The sequence below is a fragment of the Pseudoalteromonas arctica genome (genome assembly GCF_012927645.1).
In the GTDB taxonomy this organism is placed as follows: domain Bacteria; phylum Pseudomonadota; class Gammaproteobacteria; order Enterobacterales; family Alteromonadaceae; genus Pseudoalteromonas; species Pseudoalteromonas arctica_A.
Map to the genome: position 1 here is coordinate 45,976 of NZ_JABBMT010000005.1, position 15,431 is coordinate 61,406.

At 38.0% G+C, this 15,431-nt stretch carries 14 protein-coding genes; 7 read left to right on the forward strand and 7 right to left on the reverse strand.

What is annotated here, in order from left to right:
* From HHO47_RS04705 to HHO47_RS04720, 4 genes are all read right to left on the reverse strand, one after another.
* Window positions 1–1,275: a hypothetical protein gene (locus tag HHO47_RS04705; RefSeq protein WP_169019242.1), complete on the reverse strand. Its 1,275-nt coding sequence runs from the start codon at window positions 1,273–1,275 to the stop codon at window positions 1–3.
* Window positions 1,275–1,883 carry an SIS domain-containing protein gene (locus tag HHO47_RS04710; protein WP_076923522.1) on the reverse strand — a complete coding sequence of 203 codons (609 nt, stop codon included), beginning with the start codon at window positions 1,881–1,883 and terminating at the stop codon, window positions 1,275–1,277. The genes HHO47_RS04705 and HHO47_RS04710 overlap by 1 nt, the downstream gene beginning before the upstream one ends.
* On the reverse strand, window positions 1,880–2,827 hold the full coding sequence (locus HHO47_RS04715; RefSeq protein ID WP_145239453.1) for an NAD-dependent epimerase/dehydratase family protein: 948 nt from the start codon (window positions 2,825–2,827) through the stop codon (window positions 1,880–1,882). Before HHO47_RS04715 ends, HHO47_RS04710 begins: the two co-directional genes overlap by 4 nt.
* Before the next feature lie 68 nt (window positions 2,828–2,895).
* Window positions 2,896–3,621, reverse strand: a complete 726-nt coding sequence (locus HHO47_RS04720; RefSeq protein WP_076923520.1) for a cytidylyltransferase domain-containing protein — start codon at window positions 3,619–3,621, stop codon at window positions 2,896–2,898.
* 186 nt (window positions 3,622–3,807) lie between these two features.
* Here HHO47_RS04720 and pseI point away from each other — a divergent pair, with 186 nt between their 5' ends.
* The 5 genes from pseI to HHO47_RS04745 are packed head-to-tail and all read left to right on the forward strand — an operon-like array spanning window position 3,808 to window position 9,286.
* Window positions 3,808–4,857, forward strand: coding sequence for a pseudaminic acid synthase (gene pseI, locus HHO47_RS04725; RefSeq protein WP_169019243.1), 1,050 nt, complete (start codon window positions 3,808–3,810; stop codon window positions 4,855–4,857).
* A complete protein-coding gene (locus HHO47_RS04730; protein ID WP_169019244.1) occupies window positions 4,854–5,942 on the forward strand; it encodes an FkbM family methyltransferase in 1,089 nt (362 codons plus the stop codon). Before pseI ends, HHO47_RS04730 begins: the two co-directional genes overlap by 4 nt.
* A complete protein-coding gene (locus tag HHO47_RS04735; RefSeq protein WP_076923517.1) occupies window positions 5,942–6,184 on the forward strand; it encodes an acyl carrier protein in 243 nt (80 codons plus the stop codon). The genes HHO47_RS04730 and HHO47_RS04735 overlap by 1 nt, the downstream gene beginning before the upstream one ends.
* Before the next feature lie 2 nt (window positions 6,185–6,186).
* Entirely contained in the window at window positions 6,187–7,770 is a 1,584-nt protein-coding gene (locus tag HHO47_RS04740; RefSeq protein ID WP_169019245.1) for a hypothetical protein, read from the forward strand.
* On the forward strand, window positions 7,760–9,286 hold the full coding sequence (locus tag HHO47_RS04745; protein WP_169019246.1) for a class I adenylate-forming enzyme family protein: 1,527 nt from the start codon (window positions 7,760–7,762) through the stop codon (window positions 9,284–9,286). The genes HHO47_RS04740 and HHO47_RS04745 overlap by 11 nt, the downstream gene beginning before the upstream one ends.
* 5 nt (window positions 9,287–9,291) lie before the next feature.
* Here the strand turns inward: HHO47_RS04745 and HHO47_RS04750 are convergent, their stop codons facing one another.
* The 3 genes from HHO47_RS04750 to pseB are packed head-to-tail and all read right to left on the reverse strand — an operon-like array spanning window position 9,292 to window position 12,637.
* The gene (locus HHO47_RS04750; protein ID WP_348981636.1) at window positions 9,292–10,446 is read right to left on the reverse strand and encodes a Gfo/Idh/MocA family protein; all 1,155 of its coding nucleotides are present in this window, start codon (window positions 10,444–10,446) and stop codon (window positions 9,292–9,294) included.
* A gap of 38 nt (window positions 10,447–10,484) precedes the next feature.
* Entirely contained in the window at window positions 10,485–11,639 is a 1,155-nt protein-coding gene (gene pseC / locus HHO47_RS04755) for a UDP-4-amino-4,6-dideoxy-N-acetyl-beta-L-altrosamine transaminase (protein WP_169019248.1), read from the reverse strand.
* Entirely contained in the window at window positions 11,636–12,637 is a 1,002-nt protein-coding gene (gene pseB, locus HHO47_RS04760; RefSeq protein WP_169019249.1) for a UDP-N-acetylglucosamine 4,6-dehydratase (inverting), read from the reverse strand. The genes pseC and pseB overlap by 4 nt, the downstream gene beginning before the upstream one ends.
* Window positions 12,638–12,846: 209 nt before the next feature.
* Between pseB and HHO47_RS04765 the strand changes: the two genes are divergently transcribed.
* Window positions 12,847–13,632, forward strand: a complete 786-nt coding sequence (locus tag HHO47_RS04765) for a flagellin (RefSeq protein ID WP_169019250.1) — start codon at window positions 12,847–12,849, stop codon at window positions 13,630–13,632.
* A 163-nt stretch (window positions 13,633–13,795) separates the two neighbouring features.
* Window positions 13,796–15,232, forward strand: coding sequence for a sigma-54 dependent transcriptional regulator (locus tag HHO47_RS04770; protein WP_169019251.1), 1,437 nt, complete (start codon window positions 13,796–13,798; stop codon window positions 15,230–15,232).
* The last annotated feature ends 199 nt before the right edge of the window (window positions 15,233–15,431 follow it).

Below are 15,431 nucleotides of genomic sequence, written 5' to 3' on the forward strand. Positions count from 1 at the left end.
TTAGATTGCCGCCTTATTTATTTTATTCTCAAGAACAGAAAATTGAGTTTGAATATTTTCAAATGAATCATCCATCCATGCATTTATTTGAAATTCATTATCATTAAAGTAATGATTTTTTCCAACTTCAAAGCCGTGCATGCTATTTGTTCTGTCTGATAGATTTGGAATATCATTCGAACACCATCTAAAAATGATTGAGCGAGCCCCTTCAAGATAGCTAATCGGATAAAGAGGACCACTGTCAACACCCATATTTATATACGCTTCATGGTATAAGGCGAGCCTGATACTTAAATCTACAGCTGCAAGGGGATACGTTGTAAGCGATTGATATTTTTCTTCAAGGGGCTCACTTACTTTATAAGTATCTCTAATAATTAGCGGAAAGTATTCATTGAGGTCTAGTGATAATGCAAAATCAAGCCATGCCGTTGTATTGCTATTTCTGTGCTCGGAATTTGCCCAATATTCTCTCAATGTAATTGTTATTAGCTTTTTTTTGCCCACGTAATGTCTTATGAAGTCATTAACAATAGTATAAGCTTGTTGTGGAGGTGCTAAGTTACTTAATTTAATATTTTGCTCGGCATAAGATTTTAATAATTTAAAATCTCCAGCTGCTTGTCTAGGGTTTTGAAAGTAGTTATTTGGATATATGCTAGGGTTCAAGCTTTTATAGTATACAAGGCTACTTTGCGAAATCGGCTGATCAATACCTATGCATGAGGCAAGACAATTAAACATGGGTTTAATAACCTTTTCGATACGCCATTTAGCATCAACGTTATCGTGATATACATTTAATCCTGGAGTATCGTCACTATGGCTAGGGATAATTACAAATTGAATATTTTTTTTATTTTGTTTTTTTCGTTCTATTTCAGCTAAAACGATAAAAGTAGTTACATCAAAGCAGGGCAAATTATAAGAGAGATCATAAAAAGCATATAACGTTGATTTAGTATCAATATCAAATTGCATTTGTATACAAGGAATGAGCTTACCGCTCATGTGGTTAAAAAAAGAACATTGATTAGTGGTAATACCAATTTTATTTAAAGATTGTAAGATATCAAAGACAAATTCAGAACAAATTACTACTTGGAGCGTTTGTTTTTTTTCTAGTTTTGATAATTCTTCTAATGATTTTGCAGGCGTGCCTTTGTATGATTCGCCACCATTTGTACAAGCAAAAATATTATTGTCAGTATTATATTCTGATCGGATAAACATTTCTGTTGAGGCTGTAATTCCGTAGACAATGGTGGTCATTAATTAGCCTCACGTAATGCATTGTATAGAGCTTTCATTAAGATATGCCCGACAATAACTTGAGTATCTTCTGATATCTGCATATCTTGGACTTCGAAATGGAAAACTTGGTCAAGCATCGGCTTAACTTTACCGCCAGAAAATCCTAAAATGCCCACTGTTTTCATGCCAATGTCGAGTGCTTGTTGAGTCGCTCTAATTATATTTTCAGAGTTACCGCTACCAGATAAAACAAGTAAAATATCATTGCTGTTTGCTTTAACTTTTAGCTGATGTGCAAAAATATTTTCATAACCAATGTCATTGCCTAGGCAAGTTAAAACAGAGCTGTTTGCTGGTAATGCTTCAACTTTTAATGCATTACCTTCTGGGCTAATACCAAATGTAAAGTCATTTGCAAGGTGGATTGCATTTGCTGCTGAGCCGCCATTGCCACATAAATATAAAGTGCCGTTATTTGCCTTCATAGTAAGTAAGGTATCAACAAGACTCTTAACTTGTTCACTATCTAACTGTTTTAATACATCCGTTAGGGTGTTCACATAGTTTGTTGTCAGGTTTTTCACTGAATCCTTGGCTATAGTGGTTGCAGATTGGTTGTTAGTCATAAAACTTCTCTTTGCATCCATTTAAGGTTGTAAAAATGGTCTTCATCTTTAAGTAAGTCTTGTTTGTAAGCTGTAATAATTTCGGTAATGGCTGTGTCGACATTTTTATTGGGTGTAAAACCGGTAGATAGTAACTTATCTGAATTAATACGGTAACAACGAGGGTCATTTGAAGGAGTAACCTCAATCTCACATGCTATTTTAGCCTGTACCATTTTTGCTATATCCATAATTGAGATATTTTCAAACCCTGCATTAAAGACACCAGAGACTTTCTCTGGATTATCCAGCATATAAATATAGAGATCAGTAATATCGTCAATATGAATATTTGGTCTGACTTGATCGCCGCCAAACACTGTGATTTTTCCATTTTTTAGAGCTTGCATTGTCAGCATATTGACAGAAACATCTAAGCGCATTCGTTTAGATAAACCGCATACAGTTGCTGGGCGTACAATTTGTACCGCCATGTCGTCGGCATAACTAAGAAGTACACGCTCTGCAACCATTTTCGTTTTGTTGTATTCAGAAATAGGCTCAAGCGTTAAGTCCTCAGTTACTTGCTCTTCATCTTTAACGCCGTATACGCTACCCGATGACGCATAAATAAACTGTTTTATTCCACAGCGCTTTGCTTTATCGGCTAAGCGCATAGTTGCTAACGCACTCACTTCCCATGTTAATTTAGGGTTTAAATCACCACAGGGATCGTTTGCGATAGAAGCAAGATGAATAATAGAATCCACACCGTCTAAGTTAATCGTATCAGTGTCGCGTACGTCACCTTTAATGACTGAGAGGTTGTCATGAGAGGGCAAAAAATTACCAAACCATTGGATGTCAAACGCGATTACGCGATGGCCTAAAGCCAGTAGTTTTGGAACCAGTACAGTTCCTTTATAGCCAGTTGCACCGGTAACTAATATTGTTTTTGGATTCATTTAATATTCTCTAATTCTTTGGTAGTCATAAATATAATGTTCAATGACATACAATTATTATGCCTAACTTAAGTAGATTTTTGCTCTACATGTTTATTTATATCGGTGATGTGAGGGTTTTCCTTTAATGTTTTTATTAAATCATTATAGGAAAAATCTACTTTATTCAAAAAATGCTCATAAACAGCGGTAATTGCTTTGTAATCGTCTGGTTCATCAAGTGTTAGGCGAAAGTGGCTATAATCTTCATACGCACTGAATGTGTGAGTCGTTATAGTATTAAATTTTGCCATGCCTAACGTAACATGCTCACGATCGTCCGGTGATGTTGCTTTTAGATGGGTATTCTCTAGTAAATCAAATGAAAATGCGCAGCAGTCAAGTCCTCTAGGGTAACCACTATGAGGACCTAAATTAACCATGTCATAGGTTTGAGTCACTCTTTCATTAATCACTTTGTTACATAGCTCTTCATCAATCAGTGGACAATCACTCGTTAGCCTAACTATGGTTGTAGATGATTGAGCATTATAATGTTTAGCAGCCAGATAATAGCGGCTTAGTACGTCTTGTGTATCCCCTTGGTAGGTTTTAATATTCAGCTGTGTGCATAAATCCAAGATAGGCTGCTCAGTGCCATCATTAGTTGTTGCGACAATGATTTGATCGTGCCAGTTTGGTAAGCGTTCAAGCATAATTTGTAACACTGGTTTGCCACACAGCGGCAACATCACTTTGGCAGGCAATCTGGTTGATGTCATACGTGCTTGAATTATTATTAATACATCAGACATGGTCACTGGTAATCGTAATTATTATTGAGATAAATATAGCAAATCATTACACTCTTGCACATAACTTAAAAGTTAAAATCCTTTTGGATCAATATAGTTTATCAAATTGTAAGCTATTGTAGATAATTAGGTATGAAATTTGCTTTGATTTAATGATTTTTTGACAGTGCAATTTAAGGGGCGCAAATGGCGTTTAATTCTGAAATTACCATCGATGGTAGAAAAATTGGGCCAGGTCATCCTGTGTATATTATTGCCGAAATGTCAGCAAACCATGGTCAAAATTTAGAGCAGGCGAAAGCGTTAGTTAGAGCTGCTAAAGAGGCCGGAGCTGATGCGATAAAGTTACAAACTTACCGCGCAGATACTTTAACAATGGATTGTAAATTACCGCATTTTGAAGCAACAGGTCCATGGCAAGGACAATATTTATATGATTTATACGAAGGGGCATATATGCCATGGGATTTTCACGCCCCTTTAATTCAGCTGGCGAATGAAATCGGTATCACTATTTTTTCTTCACCATTTGATGATTCTGCAGTCGATTTATTGGAATCTTTTGATTCACCTGCATATAAAATAGCTTCTCCAGAGTTGATCGATCATGACCTCATTCGAAAAGTTGCTGCGACTGGAAAGCCGGTGATTATGTCAACAGGTGGAGCAACGCTTGCTGAGATTGACGAAGCTGTGAAAGTTGCTCACCAAGCAGGAGTAACAGATTTAGCTATATTGAAATGTACAAGTAGCTACCCAGCTCCCCCGCAAAGCATTAATTTAAAAACAATCCCTCATTTAGCAGATGTTTTTAAAGTACCAATAGGCTTATCGGATCACACATTAGGTAACCATATACCTGTCGCCTCTGTAGCTATGGGGGGGACAATTATAGAAAAGCATTTTGTGATGAGTAAAGAAGATGAAACGGCTGATAGCTTTTTTTCCATGACACCAGATGAACTTGAAGATTTAGTTCAAGGAGTCAGGCAAGTTGAGTTGGCTATTGGCAGTGTACATTTCCCTAGTGAGCCCAGTAAAGCAAGGCGTTGCCTATTTGCAGTGAGGGATATTGCTGCTGGTGAAGTTTTGAACAAAGAGAATGTGGTCAATCTAAGGCCTGGTGTAGGTGAGCTGATGCCAAAGGATTTAGGATTTATAACGGGCAGACTCGCAACGAAAGCGATTAAAAAAGGTATGCCTTTGACTTGGCATCACGTTGGAGCGATTAAATGAACTATCTAATTTACGGAGCTGGTCATTTTGGAGAATGTTTTTATAGAATTTTAGTAAAGCAAAAGCTACAAGTTAATGGGTGGATCGATCAACGTTTAGTTAGCCAGATGAAGTATAGTTTACCTATTTTTGATGAGCATACAGCTGATCGTAATATGACAGTCATTGTTGCTGTTACGCCGTTAGTTAACTCTAATAGAGGGCAAATCAAAGAGCGCCTACAAGGGCTCGGTTATAATAATGTTCTTGGCTTTTTTGAGGCTGCACGAGAGTTCCCAGAAGTGTTTAAGGAATATGCACAGCTAGAGCATTTATGGATGCGCACAAGTCATCATGATATGTTGAATTTACCAAGTATTAAGTGGTTACGAGCGCGTTTGGGGGATGATAAAAGTAAAAATATATTAGATAAATTGTGTGCTTTTAGGGCATCCCTTTCTATTGATGACTACCCTGAACCGGATAGAAAAATTGAGTACTTCCCAGATGATATACCTTTCAATTTTCAATCACCAATTCGTTTTATCGATTGTGGTGCTTATACTGGGGATACAGTAGAGGCGTTTGTAGAACTTCATAAAAAAAATATTATAACACTTGAGCATATTTCCTCATTTGAACCCGATACAAATAATTATCAAACACTTACAAATACACAAAACAGGCTAAAGAAAAATAATCCTGAAATTTCTTTTCAAGCATTCCCTTCGGGGGTTTGGAAATGTGTTGATTTACTTAATTTTAATCAAGGGCAAACAAGCTCCAGCAATATTATACAAAGTGAAGTTATAAATGATTCTTCAGTATCTGTTGTTGATTTAGACTCAACTTGTCAAGCTATGGATATAAACTATATAAAAATGGACATAGAGGGGGCCGAATTAGCTGCTCTTGAAGGTGCCAAAAGTTTAATTCAAACCCAACAGCCTGTGCTAGCTATTTGTGTTTACCATAAACCGAAAGATTTATGGGAACTCCCTCAATTTATTGATCAATTGCAGCCTAATTACGATATGTATTTACGAGTACATGAACATTTAGGGTTAAGCACCGTTTTGTATTGTATTCCAAAAGGTTCTCATTAATGAAAAATCAACTTATTAACTTTTTATATCAGTTTTTTACAGACAGAGGTTGCGCTGTTGATATTGATAATATTTTAGAGCTTTCATTCAAGGATGATATAGCTTTGGATTCATTTGAGATTCTGACATTAGTAATGCAGATTGAATTGACTTTCGGTATAAAAATTGAACCTCAGGAATTGCTTGATCCAAAGACGAATTATGTGAGTGGATTTGTTGATATGGTTATGGCAAAGCAATAATTATGTTTGCAATTCGTATCACTAATAAGCAAGACAATGGCATTGGTCATTTAATGCGAATGAAACATTTGGCTTCTGCATTAAAACAGCATCAATTAGGTGTCCACATAATTCTTGATGATTTATGTCAGTTTAGCCAAACGCTGTATGCAGATTTTAAAGTGGCTGATGTTCATTGGCAAAATTATGAAGAGGACGCACTTTTAACAATTAATTATATGCATCAGAATAGTTTATCGCATTTAATAGTTGATAGTTATACTTTACCGCACGAATACGAGCAGTTGATAAAGAAATCCGGTTTTACCTTAACCGTTATTGATGATAACGAGCGACAACATACTTGCGATTTTTTGATTGATTATAAATGGGTAGGACCGAATACAAAGAGTCGTTATGAATCGCTAGTACCGACTGATTGCGTTCGTCTTTTAGGCCCGAATTATTGTATTTTAGATCCCACATATCGCACCGTTGAAAAGCACTCTTCGGAGTCAGATCTTCCCGTTCGAGTTTTATTTTCATTAGGTGGCGGTGGTGATCTTTTTATTCTAAAAAGAATCTTTGATGGATTACCAAGAGCCATTCAAGCAAATGTTCTTTTTGATATAGTGGTAGGTCCCTATGCAACGAATAAAGATACTATGTATGCTATTGGGCAAGAGTTTCCAAATATTAATATTTTAGAGAATGTAACTTGCCTGAAAGAGTATTATGAAAGAGCCTCACTTTTTGTGGGTGCATTAGGCACCTCTTTTTATGAATGTGCTGCGACTAAAACACCAGCGATTACTTTTTCTCTTGAGGATAACCAGACTAATGATATTGATATCTTGGAGTGGTTAGGTCACTACCTCCATATTAATGATGTTTCTATTGATGATTTTTTGCGATTAGGAGAGTTAATTGATATCGCTCTTAGTCAATTACCAAGATTACAATTGCTGGTAGCCAAAAGAAAAGTATCGGTTGATGGCGAGGGGGCACGGCGAATAGCTAAAGCTCTTGTCGGTGAGAAGATATCAACAAATTGTTTTGCTATTGCTGAGCAGCACTGCGAAGTAAAGACTGAATTAACAGATAATTTGGTTGTTTGCCAAGTTGATGATACCCATATAAATAGTTATTTATCGGCTAGAAACTTACCTAGCAATAGCGTGAGAATGACTGTGCAGAATGCTATTAAGCCATTGGAACATTATTTATGGTGGTTTAATCAATCACGTTTTAACTTTGTGATTACAGAGCGAGAAGGCAGTAGGCAATCTCAAAGTTTGTATATCTGGCATAATTTATATAAAGATAAGTATTTATATGGCGGCTGGTTTTCTTGTAATCAAGATCTTTCCTTGCCCATAGCTATGATCGCCTTACAATGGCAACTTGAGTTTTGTAAAGCGAGTCATCCCAATGCTATTTGGCTTGCGGTGATCCACAAAGACAACAAATTTGTAAATTTGCTAAATCGCTATATGGGATTTGTGGCAATACCAATACATTCAAAAGAATATAAAGTAACGCAACAGTTATTTCCTTTGGCCGATGAGAAGTTTAATTTTGTAATGTGGGACCCAAATGCACAATAAAAATATATACCAGCTTGTTCAATCACATACGGTTACTCAACCTGAGAAAATTGCGTGTATATATCAACAGATCCAAATTAACTACCAACAACTAATAAATAAGGTTGATTCTTTAGCTGCTGGCCTGACTCAGTTAGGAATTAAGCAAGGACATAAAGTTGCGTTATTTTGTCCAAATAACCTCGAGTTTACATATTGTTTATTAGCTGCGGCTAAACTGGGTATTGCGCTTGCGCCATTACCACTAACTCTCAAAGGACAGGCTTTATCAAAAGCGTTACAAGTAGCTGATTGCGAGTATGCTATAGCATGGATAAGTGTGGCTGAACAACTTGTTAATAATGATGTTTTAGCTACCGACAATATAATTACGATAGGTGGCAATAGTGATAACTTGATTGATTTGGTCAATGTAATGTCTGCATCCACGGCGCAATATGATGAGTTTCCAGTAGAAAATATCAATTTACCTTATATTCTTACCATGACTTCAGGTTCTACTGGTCAACCTAAGCCAATAGTATTTACTCAAGCGACTAAAATTGTTCGCGCATTTGATGCGACGGCTCAGTATTACCAATTAGATAAAAGCGATGTGGTGTTGGTTTCAACACCTTTATACCATTCACTTGCACAGCGCTCTTTACTGATGCCACTAATGTTGGGCGCAAGTGTAGTTATTTTACCCAAGTTCTCAGTTAATGCTTGGCTTGATGCAATCAATACTCATAAGATTAGTTTTTTATTTGCTGTTTCAAGCCAACTAAAAGCCTTGATCCCAGAGTTAGCAAAAGCGCAGTTAACAAGCTTGAAGTGTGTTGTATCATCTTCTGCAACGCTTGAAAGCGACGACAAAAAGTCACTGTTATTAGCCTTGAATTGCCGTTTCCATGAATGTTATGGGGCATCAGAAATGGGGGTGATCAGTGATTTTGATATAACCGAGCCGAATGTACCGATCAATAGTGTAGGTAAGCCTTTACCAAATCTGAAAATAAAAATATGTGATGCTGAACGTAATACTTTGTCTAATGGTAATATCGGTGAAATAGCTTGTCGCTCACCAACTGCGTTTGCACAATATTATAACTTACCAGAGCAAACTGCGCAGAGTTACGACAGTGATGGTTATTTTTTTACTGGTGACCTTGGTTATTTGGATGATGATAATTATCTTTATTATGTTGGTCGAACAAAAGAAGTTATTAAATCGGGCGGGATCAATGTTTACCCGAGCGATATTGAGTTGGTAACTAATTACTTACCTTGGATTGCTGAGTGTGCGGCTTTTGGAGTAAGTGATGATAAATTTGGAGAAGTCATTTTATTATCTTTTGTTTGTAATGATACTGCGCCAGTGAATGCAAAAATGCAGTTGCAAATGCATTTATTCAAAGAACTTACTGACTATCAGCAACCGCGAATTTTGTTTGAGATGAAAAGACTGCCAAAAACCGAAATGGGTAAAATCCATAAACCGAGTATCAAGCAGGCATATCTAGAGAGTTGTAATTAAGCGTATTACACGCTTTCCCAGCCAAGTGTTTGTGTCGAACGTTTAGCAGCAGCAAATAACTTTAAGCCATCTGCGGCGTGTTCTAAACCAAATACGTATGGTTGGTTATTTTCTTGCCCTAGTTGAAAACATTGTAAATCTTCAGCGATGTCGCTGTATAAGTTTGCAAATGCTTCTACAAAACCAGTGGGGTGGCCTGGTTTCATGCGGTTATATCTAAATTGATGGGCGTAGTCGCACTGACCCGCTCGGTCTAATATCTCTCGCCTACCATCATTAAAATTTAGTTCTAACTCATCGGGGTTGAGCTGTAACCATTTAGCACTTCCGGTATCTCCATACACTCTGATCTGTAAACCGTTACGATGACCAATAGCCGTTTTTGACATCCACATGCTGCCTTTGACGCCACTGGCATACTTTACTAGCATTTGTACGTCATCGACTAAATTAGCATATTGAGAGTGGTTACTAAATTCAGCTAATGTGTGAGTTGGTTCCTCACCCAATAAAAAGCTACTTAGGTGATGAAGGTGAACACCTAAATCTAAGCAAATGGTTGGTACTTCAGCATCTCGCAGACGCCACGCCTGCGGTTGTGATGTTTTTCCCGCGATATCGGGGGGGCGGCGAAAGCCTTCTTGCGGCATTTCTAAGTGAATTTTTTGAATTGTTCCCAGCTTTCCTGAATTTATTAAATGCTTTAACTCACGTACCATTGCATAGCCACTGTAGTTAAAAGTAACAGCTAAAAATTGTTTCTTTGGATCATAATAAGGGCGAAGAGTTGCAATTTCTCGTGGTCCACAAACCATGGCTTTTTCACAAATTACGGGTAATTTTTTTTCGAATAAATACTGTAAAACTTCTAAATGATGCGGTGTTGGAGTGAGCACTACAAAAGCATCAATGTGACCCTTTTCAGCTTCGACCATGTGCTTCCAATCATCGTAAACACGTTCTGCTGGGATCCCCCAATGAATACCTGTAGCTTGATTATTTTCTTGATTACGACAAAAGGCACCGGCAACAACTTGAAATTTATTATCCATGTGAGCTGCGCAAAAGTGCACATAACCAACAGCTGACGTGTTACCCCCGCCAATAAAAGCAAGTTTGAAAGTCGGGTGAGTTTGTAACATAGTTGCCTCAAGGTTCATTAAATAATATGTTTATATCGTCAAAAAAGTTGAAAACTTTAATTTAAGATTTGTTGTAGAGTGTTTAGTACAAAATGCACTTCTTGCTCTTTCAACGATGGATGAAGAGGAAGGGTGATAGCACCTTGATAATATTTTTCAGCATTAGGGAAATCACCAACCTTAAAGCCTAGAGCTTGATAGTATGGCTGTAAATGTATTGGAATATAATGAACGTGGCCAATGATCCCAGCTGCTCGAAGCTGAGTTACAGCGTTTTTATGACGAGTTGTATCGCTATTATTAAGTTGAATTATGTACAGGTGATAAGCGGAATAACAGGTATAAATTTTCTGTAATGGACGAACCAAATTTAAATCAAGATGTGTATCATATATTTTAGCAAGGTGATGTCGCTGCTTAACAAATTCGTCAACTTTAGTTAGTTGGCTAAGCCCTAACGCTGCGTGTAAATCAGTCATACGATAATTAAAGCCAAGCTCGATTTGCTGATAGTACCAAGGTCCATGGCTTGCATCGGTCATTTCACTTTTATCTGATGTGATCCCATGGCTTCTTAATCGTTTTAAATGCTTTGCTAAATTATCATCATTTGTAACCGCCATACCGCCTTCAGCTGACGTGATGATTTTCACAGGATGAAAGCTGAATACGCAAATATCTGAAAACTCACAATTACCAACAGGTTTATCTAAATATTTAGCACCAATGGCGTGAGAGGCATCTTCGATAATTTTAAAATCATATTTAGTAGCGAGCTGATGAATGGCTTGCATATCGCATGATTGACCCGCTAAATGAACGGGGATCACTACCTTAGGTAAGCAATTGTTTTGTTCTGCTAGAAGCAATTTTTTTTCAAGCTCAAAAACTGACATATTGCCAGTGTTTAAGTCAATATCAACAAAATCAATTTTAGCTCCGCAATACAAAGCGCAGTTTGCTGAAGCAACAAATGAAATAGGGGATGTCCACACTATATCGTTACTACCAACGTCAAGCGCTAAACAAGCTATGTGTAATGCTGATGTTGCACTATTAACAGCTACACCATGCTCTGCCTTACAATAACTAGCAACAGCATCTTCAAATGCAGGTACTTTAGAACCTTGCGTGAGCCAGTCAGATTGTAAGACATTGAGTACCGCATCAATATCTGCTTGGTCAATAGATTGCTTTCCATATGGGATCATAAAAGTGCCTGAATATTAAAAGCTGCTATTTCTTCTATCGTTAAGAAGTGGGGGTTACTTAAAGAACTATATTCAAATCCGATCTCAACTTTCCTACCGCACTCATTTAGTGCATTTGTATCAAAATTATTGCTGCGACTACTAAATTTAATGCCAGGTGCAATCACAAAATGATCATCAAATTCGTAGGTATCAAAACACAAATCAGAAGGGCACATCACCTCATGTAATTTTTCGCCCGGGCGAATACCGATATTTTTTTGTGGCAGGTTTGGTGCCATTGCTGTTGCTAAATCAGTAATACGAATTGATGGGATCTTGGGAACAAAAATTTCTCCCCCTAACATCCTCTCAAAGTTAGTTAAAACGAAATCAACACCTTGTTGAAGGCTTATCCAAAAACGGGTCATTTCTTTATGGGTAATAGGGATATGGTCGCGCCCTTGGTCAATAAATTTTTGGAAAATAGGTACTACCGAACCGCGCGAGCAGACTACATTACCGTAACGAACAACTGAAAATGTGGTGCGATTACCACCGGCAATATTATTAGCGGCAACGAACAATTTATCGGATGCTAATTTTGTGGCGCCATATAAATTAATTGGGTTGGCTGCTTTATCAGTAGAAAGCGCAATGACTTTTTCAACATTATTATCTAAGGCAGCGTCAATCACATTTTCAGCGCCATTGATGTTAGTTTTGATACATTCCATTGGATTATATTCTGCGGCAGGGACTTGCTTAAGAGCTGCCGCATGTATAACGTAGTTGACGCCGCGCATAGCTCTGCGCAATCTATCTTTATCACGTACATCACCGATAAAATAGCGCATACATGGTTGATCAAAGTCTTGCTGCATTTCAAATTGTTTTAATTCATCGCGAGAAAAAATAATAATTTTTTTCGGCTTATAACGCTCAAGTAATGTTTTTACGTATTTTTTACCGAATGATCCGGTACCACCGGTAATTAGAATTGTTTTATTATCGAACATAGTGTTACCCAAGTTATTTATCATTGGCGTAGCTGTATATAAAATGAAGTACGCATTGTGAGAATTTTGACACAATTCTCAATACTTTACATACTTATTAAGTGTGTTAGCAAGCTCGGTACCAAGTTAATTTAGTTTAAACATGGTACAAAGTACAAAATTTGGCAAATTAAGCTATAATTTAACCAATCAGTGTGTCGGAGCCTGTTATGAAAATTCAATCACCAGCAACTAATTTTTTAAACCAAACACAGCAAACCAGCAATAAGCTCGCAGAGCAACTTGCTACGGGTAAAAAAGTCAACTCTGCGGCAGATGATGCCGCTGCATTACAAATAATTAATAGATTAACCTCCCAGCAAGACGGTTACAGCCAAGCGGTGAATAATGCCTATGATGGTATTTCTTATTCGCAAGCGACTGAGTCAAACTTGTCGGGTGTCAACGATGCTGTCTCGCGTATTCGAGAATTGTCCATCCAAGCAGGTAATGGCGCATTAAATGATAATGACCGTGCAGCATTGCAAGAAGAAGTAGTACAGTTACAAAGCCAAATTACCGAGACGTTTGAAAACGCAAACTTTGCAGGTAAACCATTGTTTGATGGTCAACCGGTGCCGTTTCAAGTTGGTCCAGGTGCGAATGCAAATCAAACGGTTACTCCTTCGGACGGTAGTTTTGCATCAGTAATATCCACAATTGATATTTCTACTCAAGCCGGTGCTCAAACAGCAATTGATATCAATGACCAAGCGGCGGACGAAATTAACGCCCAGCGAGCTGAATTAGGAGCTTTTCAGAATACTTTAGCAAGTACAATTAAAGGTTTAGGTACTCAGCAAGAAAATATTGCCGCGAGCCAAAGTCGTATCCAAGATACAGATTATGCTCAGGCGGTTTCACAGCAAGTATCAAATGATATTTTAGCACAAGCGTCAGTTGCACTGCGTGGACAAGCCAACCAATCGGCTGAATCTATTTTAGGGTTACTTTAATATTAATGATACAGCAGTAATTATTAAGTATTACTTGCAATTAGCTTAGTGTCTGTTTTTTGGCATCTATGTCAAAAAACTGCCGCTTTGTGCTTGCATCCCTGTCAAACTCGCTTACAATTTAAATTATCAATAGCTTGTAGTAACTGTGGTTCGCTAAATAATGATCTTGATTTTAGATAATAATAATAACCGTGCGATTGGTTTACATGCTGCGCTTACCTTTATTGGTGAGGCAGTGCAACTGCTTGACGATGCGAGCCTTGAGCAAGAATGTGAAAAATACCAAAAGCAGTCATGTATGGTGATCCTCGGTGCATTGCAAAGTTTAGATCATGAAAGCGTGATCAAGCGCCATCCAACAATACCATTCCTATTAATTGGTGAAACCCTTAAACCACTGTTGAGCATTGCTAATGTAGTTGGCCTTATCTGTGAACCTTTTAACCATGATGTAACGACTCAATTACTGCATGATTGTCAGCAATACCAACGCATGTTGCCAAGCGATCACAAGCATCATAAGCCACATAAGTCGTTTGATGGTTTAGTTGGCGAAACAGAAGCGGTTAAAGATGTACGCTTTTTAATTGAACAAGTAGCGAAAACGGATGCCAATGTTTTGATTTTAGGTGAGTCAGGTACAGGTAAAGAAGTGGTTGCGCGTAATGTTCATTTACTGTCAAAACGTAATACTGGGCCATTTGTGCCTGTTAACTGTGGTGCTATTCCGGCAGAATTACTTGAAAGTGAGTTATTCGGTCACGAAAAAGGGGCATTTACTGGGGCTATTTCTGCTCGCAAAGGCCGCTTTGAGCTAGCTCAAGGCGGGACGTTGTTTTTAGATGAAATTGGCGATATGCCGCTGCAAATGCAAGTAAAGTTATTGCGAGTGTTGCAAGAGCGAAGCTATGAGCGGGTTGGGGGGACAAAACCAATTCAAGCCGATGTAAGAGTGATTGCTGCTACACATCGTGATCTTGAACAAATGATAGAGCAAGGAAGCTTTCGCGAAGATTTATACTATCGACTCAATGTTTTTCCTATCGAAAACCCATCTCTTGCAGAGCGCGCCGATGATATTCCACTATTATTAAAAGAATTAATGCGCCGTATTAGTGAGCAAAGTGGCACTACCGCTAAATTCACCGAGCGTGCAATTGATAGTTTAAAAGAGCACACATGGCCGGGTAATATTCGCGAGTTAGCTAACTTAGTTGAGCGTATGGTGATCATGTTGCCAGATAAAGTAGTTGATATTCCTGATCTGCCTGCTAAATACCGTTATATTGAAGTCGATGCTTATGAACCTCAATACCCTGAAGAACTGCTAGAACGTGATGCGTTTAATGATATTTTCAGTACTGGTTTTAGTGATTATGACGATGAGTCAGAAGTAGAAGCAACTCAGCCATCGGCAGATCTTTTACCCGACGAAGGGATTGAGCTGAAAGATTATTTAGCTGAATTAGAGGTCAGTTTGATCACCCAAGCGTTGGAGCGTTATGATTATGTTGTTGCGCGTGCCGCAGAAATTCTCGGCGTACGCCGCACAACCTTAGTTGAAAAAATGAAAAAATATAACCTATCACGAGATTGAGCAGCTATTTTTCATCCTTGTAGCAGCGATTTCACATCGCGTTCTGTCTTACATTGAGTGCTGTAAACCAGCACAGAACAAATCTGAGCCTACACGAATCTATTGGCGTCGAACTTGCTTCGCCCATGTGTTGTTAGTTGTACATTCCTTGACGCGCTAAAGCACGACAATTAGCTCTGTGTTTGCAAATCGTTACTTC